The 17,547-nt window shown below is 56.4% G+C and carries 17 protein-coding genes; 5 read left to right on the top strand and 12 right to left on the bottom strand.

Features of this window, described 5'->3' with window-relative positions; genetic code table 11:
* Positions 1-7: 7 nt before the first annotated feature.
* Both N7D90_RS18160 and N7D90_RS18155 read right to left on the bottom strand, forming a co-directional pair.
* Positions 8-1,384, bottom strand: coding sequence for an MFS transporter (locus N7D90_RS18160; protein WP_261742476.1), 1,377 nt, complete (start codon positions 1,382-1,384; stop codon positions 8-10).
* A 93-nt stretch (positions 1,385-1,477) separates the two neighbouring features.
* Positions 1,478-2,143: an RraA family protein gene (locus N7D90_RS18155; RefSeq protein ID WP_261739298.1), complete on the bottom strand. Its 666-nt coding sequence runs from the start codon at positions 2,141-2,143 to the stop codon at positions 1,478-1,480.
* 139 nt (positions 2,144-2,282) lie between these two features.
* Here N7D90_RS18155 and N7D90_RS18150 point away from each other — a divergent pair, with 139 nt between their 5' ends.
* Together N7D90_RS18150 and N7D90_RS18145 are read left to right on the top strand one after the other, a co-directional pair.
* A complete protein-coding gene (locus N7D90_RS18150) occupies positions 2,283-3,227 on the top strand; it encodes a LysR family transcriptional regulator (RefSeq protein ID WP_261739297.1) in 945 nt (314 codons plus the stop codon).
* The gene (locus N7D90_RS18145; protein WP_261739296.1) at positions 3,214-4,098 is read left to right on the top strand and encodes a LysR family transcriptional regulator; all 885 of its coding nucleotides are present in this window, start codon (positions 3,214-3,216) and stop codon (positions 4,096-4,098) included. The genes N7D90_RS18150 and N7D90_RS18145 overlap by 14 nt, the downstream gene beginning before the upstream one ends.
* Positions 4,099-4,525: 427 nt before the next feature.
* On the opposite strand, the gene N7D90_RS18140 is transcribed toward N7D90_RS18145, so the two are convergent.
* Positions 4,526-5,143, bottom strand: coding sequence for a recombinase family protein (locus N7D90_RS18140; RefSeq protein ID WP_261739295.1), 618 nt, complete (start codon positions 5,141-5,143; stop codon positions 4,526-4,528).
* 376 nt (positions 5,144-5,519) lie between these two features.
* Entirely contained in the window at positions 5,520-6,041 is a 522-nt protein-coding gene (locus N7D90_RS18135; RefSeq protein ID WP_261739294.1) for a hypothetical protein, read from the bottom strand.
* 782 nt (positions 6,042-6,823) lie between these two features.
* Here N7D90_RS18135 and N7D90_RS18130 point away from each other — a divergent pair.
* The 3 genes from N7D90_RS18130 to N7D90_RS18120 are packed head-to-tail and all read left to right on the top strand — an operon-like array spanning position 6,824 to position 8,143.
* A complete protein-coding gene (locus N7D90_RS18130) occupies positions 6,824-7,249 on the top strand; it encodes a hypothetical protein (protein WP_261739293.1) in 426 nt (141 codons plus the stop codon).
* Positions 7,250-7,286: 37 nt separating this feature from the next.
* Positions 7,287-7,655: a hypothetical protein gene (locus N7D90_RS18125; RefSeq protein ID WP_261739292.1), complete on the top strand. Its 369-nt coding sequence runs from the start codon at positions 7,287-7,289 to the stop codon at positions 7,653-7,655.
* A complete protein-coding gene (locus tag N7D90_RS18120) occupies positions 7,652-8,143 on the top strand; it encodes a hypothetical protein (protein WP_261739291.1) in 492 nt (163 codons plus the stop codon). The genes N7D90_RS18125 and N7D90_RS18120 overlap by 4 nt, the downstream gene beginning before the upstream one ends.
* Before the next feature lie 491 nt (positions 8,144-8,634).
* Here the strand turns inward: N7D90_RS18120 and N7D90_RS18115 are convergent, their stop codons facing one another.
* From N7D90_RS18115 to N7D90_RS18080, 8 genes are all read right to left on the bottom strand, one after another.
* On the bottom strand, positions 8,635-8,838 hold the full coding sequence (locus N7D90_RS18115; RefSeq protein WP_261742475.1) for an Arm DNA-binding domain-containing protein: 204 nt from the start codon (positions 8,836-8,838) through the stop codon (positions 8,635-8,637).
* A 325-nt stretch (positions 8,839-9,163) separates the two neighbouring features.
* Positions 9,164-10,351 (bottom strand): fumarylacetoacetate hydrolase family protein, encoded by a 1,188-nt coding sequence (locus N7D90_RS18110; protein WP_261739290.1) that lies wholly within the window; start codon positions 10,349-10,351, stop codon positions 9,164-9,166.
* Between the two features lie 164 nt (positions 10,352-10,515).
* Positions 10,516-12,300 carry an IlvD/Edd family dehydratase gene (locus N7D90_RS18105; protein WP_261739289.1) on the bottom strand — a complete coding sequence of 595 codons (1,785 nt, stop codon included), beginning with the start codon at positions 12,298-12,300 and terminating at the stop codon, positions 10,516-10,518.
* A gap of 16 nt (positions 12,301-12,316) precedes the next feature.
* Positions 12,317-13,201 (bottom strand): NAD(P)-dependent oxidoreductase, encoded by an 885-nt coding sequence (locus tag N7D90_RS18100; protein ID WP_261739288.1) that lies wholly within the window; start codon positions 13,199-13,201, stop codon positions 12,317-12,319.
* Complete coding sequence (locus N7D90_RS18095) at positions 13,198-14,571, bottom strand: MFS transporter (protein ID WP_261739287.1); 1,374 nt, start codon at positions 14,569-14,571, stop codon at positions 13,198-13,200. The genes N7D90_RS18100 and N7D90_RS18095 overlap by 4 nt, the downstream gene beginning before the upstream one ends.
* A gap of 220 nt (positions 14,572-14,791) precedes the next feature.
* A complete protein-coding gene (denD, locus tag N7D90_RS18090; RefSeq protein ID WP_261739286.1) occupies positions 14,792-15,763 on the bottom strand; it encodes a D-erythronate dehydrogenase in 972 nt (323 codons plus the stop codon).
* Between the two features lie 37 nt (positions 15,764-15,800).
* Entirely contained in the window at positions 15,801-16,649 is an 849-nt protein-coding gene (locus N7D90_RS18085) for an ureidoglycolate lyase (protein WP_261739285.1), read from the bottom strand.
* Between the two features lie 116 nt (positions 16,650-16,765).
* Positions 16,766-17,506 carry an SDR family oxidoreductase gene (locus N7D90_RS18080; protein ID WP_261739284.1) on the bottom strand — a complete coding sequence of 247 codons (741 nt, stop codon included), beginning with the start codon at positions 17,504-17,506 and terminating at the stop codon, positions 16,766-16,768.
* Between the last annotated feature and the right edge of the window lie 41 nt (positions 17,507-17,547).

The raw sequence follows: 17,547 nt of genomic DNA, 5'->3' as shown, positions 1-17,547 counted from the left end.
TGAAGGCTCAGAATTTCCCGTGAGGGATAGGCGGTAACGAGGGCTCCACATCAGTTTTGAATTGACTGACATTTGCGACTTCGGCACGCGGTTCGATCATTGTGAGGACCACCGCGAAAGTTATAAGCGAGCAAATACCGAGAAAGCCGAACACATAGTCCCAGCTGAAGCTGTCAAGCAGCAGACCAACCACAAAGGGAGCGAACGCCCCTCCAAGAGAGCCACCTGTGTTGACCACTGATGCGGCAAATGGAACCTTTTCCTTAGTGGCAAGACCCATGGGGTACACCAGAAATGTCGAATAACCGATGTTCAACAGAATTCCAGCAAGCAGGAACACCGCCGCCAATAACGCAGGGTCGCTGGGTGAATTCAACAGCACATACATCATGATCACGGTCGACAACGAACTGATGAGCATCGCCGGCTTACGACGCTTATCGAAAACACGGTCCGACAGCCAGCCGCCCAACAGATTGCCAATAATCGCGCCCACCCATGGTGCAGCGGCCACCATGCCCATTTTCATGATCGAGTATTGTTTTACGGTGATCAAATAAGTGGGAATCCACGTCATGATCGAATAAGTGATCCCCACCATCAGGAAATAGCCGATCGCGCAAGCCCATACGTTCCAGGAAAGCAGGATGCTCTTACTGTCTGCCAGGGGCTTTGTATCGCGGCTGCGAATTAACGTATCGACCCATTGGGGGATACGCACCATTGGCCTGATTACTTGTTGGCCTGCACCTTGGGTACCTTGGATATACTGCAACTCGCTCGCCGAACAGTGACGACTATCTGCGGGGTCATCCTTCACCAACCACCACCAGAGGATGGCCACGAAGAACCCCGGCACCGCAAACAGGTAGAAGACCTCGCGCCAGCCATACAGGTGCACGATGTAGGCGCATAGCGGGGGGACGAAGGCCGGAGCGAACTTGATCGATGACATGAAGATGCCCGTTGCCAGGCCTTTCTCGCTCGGTGGAAACCACCGGTTGATGATCGACACAATTCCGATATTGATCGGACCTTCCGCCGCACCCAACAACGCTCGTGCCAGCTTGAGCTGAAGCACGCTAGTAGTGAAGCCTATTAATAAAGTGGCTAGAGATGTGACCACCAGTGATCCCGTCAGCAACTTGCGGATACCGTACTTGCTGAATAGATAACCTGACGGAATCTGCACTAAGGCGTAAGTGAGATAGAACAGACTGGCCAAAGCGCCGATGTCGGTATTACTGAGGTGATACTCTTGTTTAATGAATGGTACGACCACGCCTATGTTGGCGCGGTCGGCGCCAGCAACCATATAAGCAAGAAAAAACAGAGCTGCCACAACCCAGCGGAAGCGGCTTGTTGGCTTCGAATAAGCTTTCATTTCTTTCACCGATTTTATTGGATTTTTGTTCGGTATTAATCCGGGACGGATGGTCATCCCTGAATTTGCCAAGTAACTCTGGCTTTCACTCAGTCAGTCCAACAGGCCCCTTGCTGCCAGCGTCGCTTCCAACCAGCTTTGTCGATGTTCGCCCGTTGCGATTTCAGCCATCACCCGTCGCTCGTGTTCGGCGTGTAATCCGGCCAGCCGCAGAACCTCCGAGGCATCGGCTTGGGGAAAGGCCACCAGTCCATCCTCATCACCCACAAGGATGTCGCCCGGCGTGACGATCATCCCGCCAATGCTGACCGGCACGTTTACTTCACCAGGTCCATCCTTGTATGGACCGCAATGCATCACTCCACGGGCGTAGAGCGGTGTATTTTCAAACGCGACAACATCGCGAATCACACCATCAACTACATAGCCCACACAGCCACGCATATCGGCGTACAACTTGACCAACTCACCGATGACAGCGTTGTTTAAATCGCCTTGAGCATCGATGACCAGCACATGACCAGGTCGGAGCATGGTCATTGCTTTGTAGATGTAAAGGTTATCGCCAGGACGGGTTTTTACGGTCAACGCTGTGCCCACTAACTTCCCGGTTTTGTTCAAACGTGTCAGCCCACGTGCGCCGATATGGCGCCCCAGGTTGTCGCTGATATGGGGCGTAACTACGTTGGAAAACGCCTGTATCAATGAAGCTGCTGCTGGAGCACAGGCAGAATTTATTCGAAGACCGGGCAGAGACATATGCACTCCTGAAGCAATCATTGAATCTCGTTTTTTGTATGGGCTTATGCCTTGCGCAGATTATTGCCGAGGAAATTTAAGTAGACATAGGGATATTTAATGAACTAAATATATTCCAAAACCAGATGAGATGGTTCCTTTGCCAACCTTCAAACAGCTTGAAGCCCTGATCGCCGTTGTGGATCACGGCACCTTTGACGGGGCCGCTGCCCGCTTGGGTGTGGTGCAATCGGCGATCTCCCGTCAAATTCAGGAGCTGGAACATTGGCTGGGGTACGATCTGTTCGATCGCAGTGGGCGTACGGCTAAACCGACCGTATTAGCCGGCGAGATCGTCACTCAAGCCAGGCATGTGCTGTTACAGCGTGACATCGTCAACAGCTGTCTGATCAGCAATGAAGTCTTGAGTCGAAAACTCAGAATCGGTATCACCGAACTCAGCGCCTTGACCTGGCTACCGCACCTGATCAAGGCGATCTCAGACCATTACCCAAAGGTCCGGATAGAGCCCGAAGTCGATCTAAGCGTACGGCTGCATGAGCTGCTCATGTCGGGTCAGCTGGATGTCGTCGTGGTTCCCGATGCCTTCAACTCGAACGGCCTGGTAAAGGTCTCGCTTGATGAGGTCAAGAACAATTGGTTCTGCGCGCCGGGTCTGCTCGATCATTCACGCATCTTGACCCTGGAAGATCTGTGTCGCTGCACACTTTTGGCACAGGGGAACCTGTCTGGCTCCGGGTTACTGATAGCGCAGTGGCTGACCGCACAGCGAGCCAGCCCGCGCGCGCACATTCCCTGCAGTAGCTTGGCGGCGCTGATCGGTTTGACAGCATCGGGACTCGGGGTCACCTACCTGCCTGACTCAGCCGCTCACGCTTATCTCGCCAGTGGACAGCTGGTAAAGCTCAAGGTCGAACCGCAATTGCCTATCACCCCCTATGTCGCCTTGGTTCGAGCGGACACCTACAGCCCCTTCCACCGTCATATCGTCGAGTTGATGAGCCAGCACTGCGACTTGCAGAAACCTTACGAACGAGCCATCCCCTCCCTTCAGTCTCAAGGGAGCGAGCATGATCAACTTTAAGCAGGTTGAAGCCTTCTACTGGACTTTGAAGTTGGGCACCCAGCAACGGGCAGCCACTCGACTGTTCATCACCCAATCGGCTGCTACCAAGCGGCTACAAGAATTGGAAAAGCAGGCATGCTTGCCCTTGTTCGAAGCAAGCGGCCACAAAGCGCACCTGAGCGCCAAAGGTGTCGAACTGCTGGAGGCCTGCGAAGGATTAATTGGAAGTATGGCCCGGCTTGAGGCTCTTCGTGGGGCTTCACGGCAGACGATCCGCACGATAAGAATGGGCTTCACCGAACTGGTGACGCTGACCTGGTTCTCGGCGTTTGTGGCGAGCGTAAAAGCCGTTCATCCCGATGTTTCGCTCCATCCGGATGTTGATCTTTCGGCAAGCCTGCAAAAAAAACTGTTGGATGGCGACCTCGATCTGGTAGTGATCCCGGAGGACTACGTCACGCCCGCAATGACTGCCATTGCGCTGCAATCCATCGAGTTCGCCTGGCTGGCTCCCGCCCGACAGTTCACTGAGAACACCACGATTTCTCTCAAAGAACTCGCCTCTTGGCCGATTATCGTACAAGGAGCGCACTCGGGAATCACTCAACGATGCGAGCAGCTGTTTGCGCAAGCAGGGATCGAGTTCAATCACGTCTATGGCAGCAATAGTTTATTTGCTTTGGTTGCATTGGTTCGTGCTGGGGTTGGGGTCAGTTGCTTGCCCAAGGATCTTTTCGCTGACGAACTTGAGCGAGGCGAGCTTCAGGAAATTGCAGTCGAGGCTCCACAAACCATCGTTAATTATCAGCTGGCCTTTCTCAAGCACGGTCAGAATGTATTGACTGAATCTTTAGCGGCATTGGCCAGCCAATGCGTGATCTCTCATTGAGGTGTGAAATGTAGACGTTCGCGTGAGACAGTCATTTGGCAACATCCTAATGGGGGGTTAGAAATGTTAGACGCCTTCCGGTGTTGTACTGGGTCGATATCATTGGCGCCGGAGATGTCCGCTTTTGGCCCAGGCTGTGTGAAAACGTTTTAGAGCGAGTTTGACAGTCAGAACCGCAACGAGAATCGCGTTCCTACGAAAATTTCAGGTCTGCTGACCAACTAAACGCTGGCAGATTTTACGTAGCAACGCAGACTTTAAAACGGTGCATGCGTTTTCACACAGCCTGGACCGTTCTCTGCCAGTCATGGTTACGAATCGAGCTGGTCACTTTCGATGCACACGGGTGGGCAAGTGGAGTGCAATTACCCAGTCGTCATGACGCTCCGCTATGATCCTGACCGTAAAGCCTTTTTTATTGGTGCTTTCAGGCGCTGGCCAAGTCCCTGATCCTGAGGACTGTGGTGGTTGAGCAGTTGGCGTGCCTGGCTGTTGCGCGGATGCCCAGCCCGGCGCCTAGTAGCTCAGTAACGCGCTTGTGCAGATCTTCATCGACCGGCCGGCCCTGATACTTACCGGCAGCTTTGGCCTTCTCGATACCCTGGGCCTGGCGCTCGCGGCGCTGCTCGTAATCCTTGCGCGCAATGGCGGCCATCATTTCCACCAGCATCGAGTTGATAGCGCCCAGCATCCGCCCGGTGAACTCGTCGCCCTTGGTGTCCTGCATTCCCTGGTGACTGGTCGGCAGATCGAGCGCGACGATGCGCAGGCCCTTGGAGTCGATCGCGGCCTTGAGCTTCTGCCAATCCTCTACCGGAAGGCGGGAGAGCCGGTCTATCGACTCCACCAGCAGCACGTCACCCTTTCGCGCATCCTTGAGCAGCCGGAGAAGTTCGGGGCGGTCTGCCGCGGCGCCGCTGGCGTTCTCCAGGTACACGCTCGCAATGACCTTGTTGTGGTCGGTTGTGAATTGCTCGAGCGAAGCACGGGCGCGGCCAGCGTCTTGCTCTTCGGTCGATGCGCGGAGGTATGCGCGGATGAACATAATGGGTGCCTGTATCAGTTAGGGTGTTCTCCTAATACTGTTTCACTTTGGGTGTTACTTATCAAGCGAAAAGTCTGAAAAAGGCGAAATCTGCCCGTATCTGGATAGGCATACTTAAGGTGCTACACAGAACGGGACGAAACGGTACTGAGAAAGTGGTTTTTGAGTGTTCTGAAAAGAATCTTATCGTTGCAGTATGTTGTGGTGACCCTAATTGTTACGGGCAATAAAAAGCCCTCGTTCAGAGGGCTCGTTGTTAAGATTTTTTCGGTGGAGGTGGTGGAGGGTCGCGCCGAGGAAGCGGAACGTCACTTTTAATATTTCTCATCGGCGGTGGGGGCGGCGGTGGGGGCTTCTGCTCTGCCATCGGTAACTCCTAGGTGCGCGTGTGAGTGAATACTGGGAGAAAGGAGATCATTGACCAGACTACAGTGTAGATAACGTTTTTCGACAATGCGTCGAGCTCATTTCCTCTTCGATCGTTGTTCGTTGCATTTTTTGTTGCGCCCATCACGTAATAGTCCATCATGATCTGCATGAAAAAGCTGTTCGCCAGTTCGACGCTTCCATCGTAATAACTGATGAGGGTCTTCCGATGGTCTTCAAGTTTTTCGGCTACTGGTATCGCTAGATCTTCAAACCGGATGCGCCAGGCTCGGGCGAAATGCCACATAGCTCTGATGACGAAAACGCCCGCTCCAAGGTAAAAAATCCAAAAATAAATTCCTGCTGTTGTGTCCGTCGGTGGAGCCTTTGGAAGAAGGTAGGAGAGGAAGCTCAATAGCGCGATGATCATCGCCAAGGGTAAATTAAGGCGAGAAAGTAGCTTCTCCTTCCGGTCCGCCTCGGCCATATAGATTTTCTCGTACAGCTTGAACTCCTCATCTTCGGACTTCATGTGAGACTTACTCCAGTGCATTCTTGATGTGGCTTTAGGCCATCATCGTGTGCTTGCCTCGCTTCTGCCAAGTCCTAGCCCACAAATATCGCCTCGCTGCTTTGTTGCCGCATGGTACTGCTTGCTTATCCAGCACACATTAGTATTCGAGGAACCCCCAATGCCGGCTGGACCTGACCTTCCATTTCGGTATGCCAGGTTCCGCGCTACGTTCGCAAATTTAGCAAAAATGTGGCGCGATTCAACTCCCCCATTGGGGGAAGTTAAAACCACCGCAGCCAAGTGTAAGGCAGGGTCACAATCGAGTTGGCCTGTTCCTGCCTGTTGTCAGGAGGAGCGGGGCAATCAGTCCCAACGGTCCGAATCGGCTCATTTGGTCTGTTTCGAAGGGAAATGGAGAGGTCACGATCTCGGGCATTGCGGCAAAGGTATAGTGAAGTTGACCATCCCCCCCCCTGTGTTGATTTCTACTCTGTGCGTTTCTTTCCACGCTCAGTGAGACCAAAGCGTCTCCGTGAGCAGGCACGCTCTGCCTCTCTAGAGGCGTCAAGACCTAGCACACGGAAAAGGCTACCTGTAATCAAGAATGTAGCTGCGTCACTGAGGGCTAACTATGTCGGGTGCTCGCTGGGTCTTACCCGTAACAAGCAGTTTTGCCTAAATGCGTCGTCTGCGAGCTGGTTTGCGAACGCTGTATTGGGGGGGAGCAAAATTGATGTACCAGAGGAAGAGTTGTAGGAGTAGCTGTATACTCGACCTGATTGACAGGGGAGATGTTTGCAATGATGGAATGGACTACACCATTGAGTTTCAGTCTTCGAGCAGGAAAGCTGGCTTATGATCATCGGCACAAATTACAACGTTGTTTTACATGGATAAAAGTTTATTTCGATATAGGGTCAACCCAAGTAGTAATGACGGGGGTACCTGGGGCGGGTAAAACTTTGCTTAGCGGGCAAATGGATGAAAAGGGTAGGGGGCTGTATTTTGATAAGCCAGGCGAATCTGTAAATGTTGAGGTTACATCTTTAACGCTTGGTAACTTATCTAAAGTCTTGAGAGTTCTGCCTGGTCAGATGGGTTATAGAACTCGTGGCGAGATTGACGCTTATCAGAAGAATAAAGGGCTGGAGGGGGTCATACACGTAGTTGATTTTGGATACTCATCTCCGAGAGATGCCGTACTAGCTCAGTCATTTAATAAATGACGGGTTCACCACCGTTGAAGAACTGCGGCAACGCAATTTGCAACTTGAGATTGATGCGTTAAGGCATGAGTTAGCTAATATAAGAAGGTTGCTTGTTCAAAGCCAAAATTTGAAATGGCTGCTTATCGCGGTCAACAAAGTTGATCTATACCCTGATAGGGTGGCTCAAGCTCTCAGTCACTATCATCCTGCCGGAGATAGTGTTTTTAGCACTGCCTTACGAGAGCTACAGAATGAGATCGGCAAGAACAATCTATCGATTTATATTGCTCAGACTTGCGCTAAGCAAACGGATTTTACATGGAACGGAGAAGTAGCGAAATCCTCTCTGCCACATGATAAGCAGGATGATATACTTAGAGAGTTTATGAAAACTATCGCAATAATAGCGGAGATCCATGAATGAATGACTATCCACACTCTAGCGGGCGTTTCTCTCAGGAGCAGAAAGAGCGTGCGAAAGAGCTTGAGGAGCTTATAGCGCTCGCTGAGTCGTCCACTTTGTCTTTGGATAAGCTATCAAAAGAGATTCAGAGTAACGATGCTAAAATTTTGGCGACGACTCTTTTTGCTTCAGCGGTTTTGTCAATTGTAGCGGGTGGTTTTGTTTTTTTTGCTGGGAACTCTGTTTTTTTGTCAGAGGGCAATATTTATATATTAGGCTCAGTGTTGGTAGGCTCCTTTTTGCTTTTTTTGGGGGCGACTTGGTTTCTTGTTTCCCTCAGAAAGCGAGGCGTGAAGTTGAAATATGACCGTCTTATTGAGTTGGATATTCAGCGGCGCTTGATTTCTATGATCGATCAGCAGGTCAGTAGGGTAATGAGTTTTGGAGGGTTTTCACCTGTAAATAGAGTAATAATAGATATCAAGGTTAAACGGATGGCTCGCGATTAGATTTTTATTAATCCTGCTCAATAGCCGTATTAAGAAGGTCGGCTGTAATCGGCTGGCCTTTTTATGTATGGATAAGAGCGCGACGTAGCATCTACCTTTGCTTAAATGTTTAGGGCGTGAGAGGAAAGTTTTAGTAATGTTTGAATTTCATGTTGATTTATTTTGTTTGTTGTGTTCTGCAGTTATAATAATTTTTTCTGATCTTTAAATATAGTGCGTAGCAGGTTTCGGATCGGAAGTTGTTGTTAGCCACTCTGAATGTTTACGTTTGGGGACTTCTCCTTTGTCTATGCACCTTTGCTCCCTCTTGAATAAATTAGCTCAACTATCCTTACGAAATTTTTAGGTGCGCGTATAGCTTGCGTTACTGGTAATGGCGTGGCGTTATTTTTCTGGTTACTGGTAATGGAGGCTAGCCGTGATGAGCGAGATGCTCGACCCGAACACATTGAGGCAACGTGCCTATAAAGACCGCCAGCGTGAAGCAGGCTTTAAGCAGGCGAAGGTAGGGTGGCGCCTCTCCGGCCTTGAGTGACAGCCAGAGGCTCGCCATGGGTTCGAGCCTCTGCAAGGTACTGAGTGGCCTCAGTGCGAGCTTGATCAAGCGTGAGAATGCCAACACGGCCTAAAGTCTTCTTCCGGCCACGGGCCCAGGAGACGACGTAAGACTTTGCACCTGCGGCAGTAACTCGCACGAATAGACCGCCGACGGTGGTATCGTGAACTTCGTATTCGTTGCCAGTGACCTGCAGTGTTCCGAGCAGTTTGGCTGTTAGCTTCTCTTTCAATTTGTTTCCATGGGTGCATGGTGGGTGCAAAAAGAACTATACGGGGTCGTTTTTACGGACACAACCGGACGCCAGGGCCAATAAATGCTGGGCTTAACCAATGATGGCTGGGCTTTATATGACCCTCCTAAGGGGAAGGTTGCAGGTTCGAACCCCGCCTGGGACACCAGATACGCAAAGGCCCCGCACTGTTTACCAGGCGGGGCCTTTTTTGTTGCTGTTAGCCAACCCTTCAGGCTTGGCCGAGTAACCCCCGGCCCGCCAGGTTTTTCATCAATGCGCTAACTCCAAACGACCATTGCGGCGCTTGGTCGCTACCTGTGACGCGGTTGTGCAAGGCGCCCAGTGTCGGTGACGAGATGCTCACCACATCATCCGCCTTGTGGGTGAAGCCTTGACCCGGCTGGTCGCGGTCTTCAGTCGGGGCGAACAGGGTGCCGAGGAACAGCACGAAGCCGTCCGGGTACTGGTGGTTGGCGTTGAGTGTCTGTTCGGCCAGGTCCGCTGGGTCGCGGCTGATCTGGTTCATCGAGCTTTTGCCGTCGAGTACGTAGCCGTCCGTGCCTTCGACGCGCAAGGTCACTTCGCAGTGGCGCACGTGGTCGAGGTTGAAGTGTTCGTCGAACAGGCGAATAAACGGCCCGAGGGCGCAGGATGCGTTGTTGTCCTTGGCCTTGCTCAGCAGTAACGCGCTACGGCCTTCGAAGTCGCGCAGGTTGACGTCGTTGCCCAGGGTTGCGCCGTGTATGCGGCCTTGGCTGTCCACTGCCAATACTACTTCGGGCTCCGGATTGTTCCAGCTTGAGCCGGGGTGAATGCCGATGGCGTTGCCGCTGCCCACCGCCGCAAGGATCGGCGCTTTGGTGAAGATTTCTGCGTCCGGGCCGATGCCGACTTCGAGGTACTGCGACCACATGTTCTGTTCGATCAGCACCTGCTTGAGGCGCATGGCTTCGGGTGAGCCGGGGCGTAAATCGCGCAGGTTGTCGCCGATCACTTCTTGCACCAGGGCGCGAACTTCTTCGGCGCGCAGGGCATCGCCGCCTGCTTTTTCTTCGATCACCCGTTCGATCATGCTGGCGGCAAAGGTCACGCCTGCGGCCTTGATCACTTGCAGGTCCGCAGGGGCGAGCAAGTAGGGTTTGGCCTGGTCGCGTTGCTCACCACTGTTGGCCAGCAATGCCTCAATTTTACCCAGCGAGGTACCTCGGATTTCGCGCACGGCTTGCAGCGGGTTTTCGCTATCCAGCAGCAAACTCAAAGTAGGGAAGTGGGCGGTACAGTCGATCACTTCGCCGTCACGAATCACCACAACGGCTGGGCCACCACGTTCACCGGGCAACCACGCGCGACCGACCAGTGTTGCGCGTTGCCAGTCATCCGGCAGGGAGTTTTTTACGGTCAATTGCAGGGTTTGCATTAGCGTGATCCTTGAAAAAAGTACATTGGGCAACTCTGGGGTAGCCCAGGTTTTGTGGGAGCTGGCTTGCCTGCGATGCGGACGCTGCGGTTTGTCAGGTAAACCGAGGTGTTGTCATCGCGAGCAAGCCCGCTCCCACAAGTCAGGTCATGTGTCCATAGTGTTTAGTGGGAGTGGCGGGGTGGGCCGTTTTCCGGGATCACACGCCAGTACAGGGTTGCCGGTTCCAGGCAGCCGCCCGTGGACAATTGGCCAACCAATTGGCGATACAGTTCCTGCCATGGGGTTTGCGAAGGGGCCAGCGGTGGCAGCGGTTCCTGGCGGCGCTCGTTGAGTACGCTTTCGTCCACCAGCAGGTTGACGCTGCGGGCATTGAGGTCGACGCGCAGGCGATCTCCGGTGCGCAGCAATGACAGGCCGCCGCCCACGGCAGATTCGGGGGACATGTTGAGGATCGACGGGCTGGCTGAAGTGCCGCTTTGACGGCCATCGCCCATGCACGGCAGTGAATCGATCCCGGCCTTGATCATGCTGGAGGGCGGCGCCATGTTTACCACCTCGCCACTGCCGGGGAAGCCGACGGTGCCGCAGCCACGAATCACCAGAATGCAACGCTCGTCGATGTCCAGGGACGGGTCGTTGATCCGCGCCGTGTAGTCTTCCGGGCCCTCGAACACAATGGCTCGCGCTTCGAAGCTGTTGGGTTGCAGCGGATCGCTGAGGTAGGTCTTGCGGAAGGCCTCGCCCACCACTGACATTTTCATGATGGCGCTGTCGAAGAAGTTGCCGCTGAGTACGATAAACCCGGCGCGGTGCATCAGCGGGTCCTCATAGGAGCGGATCACGTCACGGTCGCCGGTTACGCAGTCGGCAACCACGTCACCCATGCTGCGGCCACTCACCGTGAGGCAGTCGCGGTGCAGGCGGCCGACCTTGTCCAGTTCATGCATCACCGCCGGTACGCCACCGGCACGGTGGAAACTCTCGCCCAGGTATTCACCGGCCGGCATGCAGTTGACCAGCAACGGTACGTCTTCGCCGACACGCTGCCAGTCTTCCAGCGACAGGTCGATGCCGCTGTGGCGGGCGATGGCAATCAGGTGTGGCGGGCAGTTGGTGGACGCGCCCAGCGCCGAGGCCACGGCGATGGCGTTTTCAAAGGCGGCGTGGGTCATGATCTGCGACGGGCGTACGTCTTCGCGCACCAGGTCGACAATTCGCATGCCGGTGGCATAGGCCATTTGCCCGCGTTCGCGGTACGGCGCCGGGATGCTCGCGCAGCCGGGCAGCGACATGCCCAGCGCTTCGGCCAGGGCGTTCATCGACAGGGCGGTGCCCATGGTGTTGCAGTGGCCAACCGACGGTGAGGAGGCGGTGGTCAGGGTCATAAACCCTTCGTAATCGATCTCGCCGGCACTGAGCAAGTTGCGCGCATGCCACAACACAGTGCCCGAGCCGATGCGCTGGCCCTTGTGCCAACCGTCGAGCATCGGCCCGCCGGACAGCACGATGGAGGGCAAGTCGGTAGTGGCCGCAGCCATCAGGCAGGCCGGGGTGGTTTTGTCACAGCCAGTGGTCAGCACTACACCGTCCAACGGGTAGCCGTGCAGCACTTCTACCAGGCCCAGATAGGCCAGATTTCGGTCCAGGGCGGCGGTCGGGCGGCGTGACTGCTCGGCAATCGGGTGCACCGGAAATTCCATCGGAATGCCGCCCGCGTCGCGAATGCCGTCCTTGACCCGTTTAGCCAGTTCGATGTGATGACGGTTGCAAGGCGTGAGGTCGCTGCCGGTCTGGGCGATGCCGATAATCGGCCGCCCCGATTGCAGTTCGGCGCGGGTCAGGCCCTGGTTCATGTAGCGCTCTACATACAGTGCGGTGAGGTCGGCGTGGCTTGGATCGTCGAACCACAGCTGGCTGCGCAGGCGGCGTGGGGTTGAATCGGTCATGGCAGGCTCCAGCAAGTTATTCGGGCAAAGGGTTGTTGCGGCGCAACTGACGGATCAGCCCGGCGTGGTCGAGTTCGCCGTCACCGGCCTCGACCATGGCGGCAAACAAGCTGTCGACCAGACTGCCTACCGGCAGTGACAGGCCGAGTTTTTGCGCTTGGGCGAGGGCGGTACGGGTGTCCTTGAGCTGCCATTTGGCAGGCCCGCCGGGGGTGAAATCGTTGTTCAGCATGCGTTGGCCGTGTTGGCGCCAGATCGGTGAATCGACAAAGCCACCCATCAGCGCTTCGTGGACTTTTGTCGGGTCCGCGCCGCCGCGCTCGGCCAGCAGCAGGCCTTCGGCGACGGTGGCGATGGTGCTGGCGACGATCAGCTGGTTGACCAGCTTGGACAGCTCGCCGGTGCCCGCCGGGCCAACGTGCACCGGGCGGCCCATGGCGGCCAGGACCTCGCGGCCCTGTTCGAAGGCCGCCGTTTCACCACCGACCATGATCGCCAGGCTGGCTTCCCGTGCACCGCGTTCGCCCCCCGACACCGGAGCGTCGAGGTAGCGCAGGCCGCTTTCGGCGCACATATGTGCCTGTGCGGCAGCGGTGTCGACCGGAATCGAGCTCATTACAATCACCAGCGCGCCGGGCGCTAATGCTTGGGTGGCGCCGTTTTCACCAAACAGCACCTCGTCACAGGTCGGGCCATCGCTGAGCATGCAGATCAGCACCTGGGCGCCGTCTGCTGCTTCAGCCGGGGTCTGAAACACTTCGGCGCCTTGCGCGGCAAGTTCCTGCACCTTGGCGGGCGAGCGGTTCCATGCCCGCACCGGGAAGCCTGCATGCAGCAGGTTGCGGGCCATGGGCTGGCCCATGATCCCGGTGCCGATAAAGGCTACGGTTGGCAAACTCATGCTTTACCTCCAACGGCGGCAGCGGATGCCTGGGTTGCACCGATCTGCGACACCTTGTTACGTGGCATCAGCACCATGCCCAGGCCACCCAGTCCGACCAATGCAGCAATCACCAGGAAGCCCGGGGTGTAGCTGCCGGTCACAGTGAACAGATAGCCGGTCAGGTAAGGGCCGATAAAGCCGCTGAGGTTACCGATGGAGTTGATCAGGCCAATCCCTACGGCAGCGCCGACGCCCGTCAGTACTTGCCCCGGTACGGCCCAGAACACGTTGATGGCGCTGTAGACGCCCATGGCCAGCAGGATGAAACCAATAACGATGATCCATGGCTGGTTGAGCCACAGCGCCACGGCAATGGAAATTGCGGCGAGCATGGCTGCACCGCCCGCATGCCAGTGACGTTCTTGCAGGCGGTCCGAGCGACGGCTCCACCAGATCATTGCCACTGCGGCGACGGCGTACGGGATGGCGGTGATCAGACCGTTCTGCATCAGGCCGATTTCCAGCCCGAACGTGCCGCGGAACGATGCCAGAACCGTTGGCATAAAGAAGTTCATCGCGTTGGAGCCTGAGGTAATTCCGAAGTACACCATTGCCAGCAGCCATACCTGACGGTTGCACAGTGCCTTGCGGATCATCTGGCCCTTGGTCGGTTGCACGCCCACCACCAGCGGTTTGTTGCGCTCTTCCTGGGCCAGGGTGTTGATCAGCCAGTTGCGCTGTTTGTCGGTCAGCCAGTGAGCATCGGCCGGGTGGTCAGTGAGGTAGAAGAAGCACACCACGCCGAGAATTACCGCAGGTACAGCTTCGACGATGTACATCAGGCGCCAGCCGACAAAGCCCCAGGCATCGCCCATTTCCATCAGGCCCACTGACAGCGGAGCACCAATAATTTGCGCGATGGGTACGCCCAGGTAAAAGCTGGCGATCATGCGGGCGCGGTAACGGCTCGGGAACCACAGTGACAGCAGGTAAATCACCCCCGGGAAGAATCCGGCTTCGGCTATACCCAGCAACACGCGCAGGGAGATGAAGTGGATGGGTGTCTGCAAAAAGCCCATGGCACCGGCGATGATGCCCCAGGTCACCATGATCCGGGCGATCCACACCCGGGCACCGTAGCGGTGCAGCAGAATGTTGCTTGGCACTTCGAACATGAAGTAACCGAGGAAGAAAATACCTGCGCCCAGGCCATAAATGGTCTGGCTGATGCCGATGTCTTCGTTCATCCGCAGGGCGGCGAAACCGACGTTGTTGCGGTCCAGGAAGGCGACCACAAACAGCAGGACAAGAAAGGGGATCATGCGTTGGGTAACGCGTTTGATCGTCTGTTGTTCGATGTCCGAGACATCGGGGAGTGGAGTAGTCATGTGGCACGACCTCATTTTTTATTGTTGTGAGTAACGTGAGTCTTGAGTAACGAATCCTTCGTAGCAGCTGACGAGCGGAGCGAGGCTGCGTTCGGCGGCGTAGACGTCGTAAACCCTGGGAGCCGGTTTTGACTGGCACACCGCAGGGTCTGATTTCACGACTGCTTCGCAGCCGGACGCAGCCTCGCTCCGCTCGTCAGCTGCTACGGAGCGCCTTGTGTCAGTTGGCGGTGTCCTCAATATGCGCCCGCACGATGGCGTCGAAATCCGCGTCGGCGGTAAAGCCCAGTGCGCGTGCACGCGGCGCTTCTACCTTGCTTGGCCAGCTCTCGACGATGCGCTGGATGGTTGCGTCCGGCTCCCAGTTAATCAGTTTGGTTACTTCATCACCGGCCACCCGTTGCAGCGCCGCCACCATATCGGCGACGGTGGTGGTGACGCCCGGCAGCGGGATGATGCGTTCGTTGCCCAGGGTTTGCGGTGACAGAGTCATGCCCAGCAGCATCGATTCAATGATGCGCCGCGGCGAGGTGAGGTATACGCGGGTGTCCGGGCGTACGGGGCAGACGGCGGGCAGGCCCACCAGCGGTTCGCGGATGATCGAACTGAAGAAAGTCGATGCCGCTTTGTTCGGCTTGCCGGGGCGCACCGCCACAGTTGGCAGGCGCAGCACCCGGCCATCGACAAAGCCCTTGCGCGCATAGTCGGCCACCAGCAATTCACCCACGGCTTTTTGCATGCCATAGGACGATTGCGGGGTGAGCACGGTGTTGTCGTCGACTACTTCCGGCAATGTGCCGCCAAACACCGCGAAGCCGCTGGCGTACACAAAGCGCGGCGCGTTGCCCTGTTTGCGCAGGGTTTCGAGCAGCAGCATCAGGCCGTGCAGGTTGACCTGCATGCCCAGATCGAAATCCGCCTCGGCAGCTGAGCTGACCACCGCCGCCAGGTGCCATACCAGGTCCACGCCATCAGTGACGCGGGCGATGACTTCGGGGTCGGCGACATCGCCGGTTACCAGTTCGATGCGCGGATCAGTCGGCACATCCTCACCGGCAAAGGTGTCAAACAGCACGATACGTTCAATGGCCCGAGGCGCTTGGCCTTCAAAGGTCAGGGTGTTGAGGTCGAGCAGGCGCTGGGCCAGTTGCTTGCCGATAAAACCGGTGCCGCCAGTGATCAGAATTCGCATGTGTAGCTCCGTTTCTTATAGTTGTTTGAGCGTTGTATCAGTCGGCTTGAACGGTGAGTTGGCGCTGTTCGCCAAGGCCGCTGATGCCCAGGTGCATGACCTGGCCTGCGCGCAGGTACACCGGTGTCGGTTTGACGCCAAGGCCCACACCCGGCGGCGTTCCGGTGGAAATCACATCGCCCGGTTGCAGCGACATGCAGCGGCTCAGGTAGGCAATCAAGGCCGGGATCTGGAACACCATGGTGCGGGTATTACCGTTCTGGTAGCGCTGTCCGTCGACCTCAAGCCAAAGGTCGAGCTGGTGCGGATCGGCGATCTCATCGCGAGTCACCAGCCACGGGCCGATGGGGCCGAAGGTGTCAAAGCCCTTGCCCTTGTCCCAGGTACCGCCACGTTCCAGTTGCCATTCGCGCTCGGACACGTCATTGATCACGCAGTAACCGGCCACGTGCTCCAGAGCGTTGTTTTCGTCGATATTGCGTCCGCCCTTGCCGATGACCACGCCCAGTTCGACTTCCCAGTCGGTTTTGGTCGAACCACGGGGGATTTCCACGTTGTCGTTGGGGCCGCAGATGGCGCTGGTCCATTTGCTGAACACCACCGGTTCGGCTGGCACCGCCAGGCCCGACTCGGCGGCATGGTCGGCGTAATTGAGACCAATGCAGATGAACTTGCCGACCTGGCCGACGCAGGCGCCGATGCGTGGCGAACCGCTGACTAGCGGCAGGGTGGCGGGGTCGATTTTGCTTAGTGCGTCCAGGCTTGTGGCATCAAGGGCCGTGCCAGCCACATCGGCGATGTGCGCCGACAGATCGCGGATATTGCCTTGAGCATCCAGCAGACCGGGTTTTTCCTGACCTTTATCGCCGTAGCGCAGCAGTTTCATAAAAGCTCCTTTATCAAAATGTTCTTGGTGGGAGCGAGCCTGCTCGCGATTGCATCACCGCGGTGTCACTGAAACACCGAGGTGCCTGCATCGCGAGCAGGCTCGCTCCCACGGTTTCAGTTACTCATCCCGCCATCAATTACCTGGACAGTGCCGGTGGTGTAGCTGCTGGCATCGCTGGCGAGGTACAGCGCCAGTTGGGCGATTTCTTCAGCGCTGCCGATGCGGCCCATGGGTTGGCGGTCTACGAAGGCCTGATACACCTCGGCTTCGGACCGTCCCTGTTCAAGGGCCTGTTCGGCGATGCGCTGGCGCAGCGAAGGCGAGTCCACGGTGCCGGGGCAAATGGCGTTGCAGCGAATGCCCTGGCGCACATAGTCGGCGGCCACTGATTTGGTCAGGCCGATCACCGCAGCCTTGCTGGCGGTGTAGGCAAAACGGTTGGGCACGCCTTTGACGCTGGACGCCACCGACGCCATGTTGATGATCGAGCCGCCGCCGTTATCCAGCATGCCGGGCAGGAACGCGCGGATCATCCGGTACATGGCGGTGACATTAAGGTCGAAAGAGAATTGCCAGGCCTGCTCGTCGCATTCCAGTAGCGCGCCGCTGTGCACGTAGCCTGCGCAGTTGAACAGCACGTCAATAGCCCCCACCTGCTGGCAGATGGCGTCAATGGCGGATGCTTGAGTCACGTCCAGAGCCAGGGCTTGAATGCCAGGGATGTCGTGCAAGGTTTCGATATGCAGGTCGGTGGCAATGACCTGAGCGCCTGCATCCCGAAAGGCCAGTACCGAGGCGCGGCCGATGCCTTGCGCCGCCGCGGTGACCAGAACGCGTTTGTTGGCTAGGTTCATGACAAGTGTCCGTTGTTATTATTTGGCGCAACAACTGCACA

Origin of the sequence: Pseudomonas fragi (assembly GCF_025426255.1) — a bacterium.
Taxonomy (GTDB): Bacteria; Pseudomonadota; Gammaproteobacteria; order Pseudomonadales; family Pseudomonadaceae; genus Aquipseudomonas; species Aquipseudomonas kulmbachensis.
This window is presented reverse-complemented; position numbering and strand designations above follow the sequence as displayed.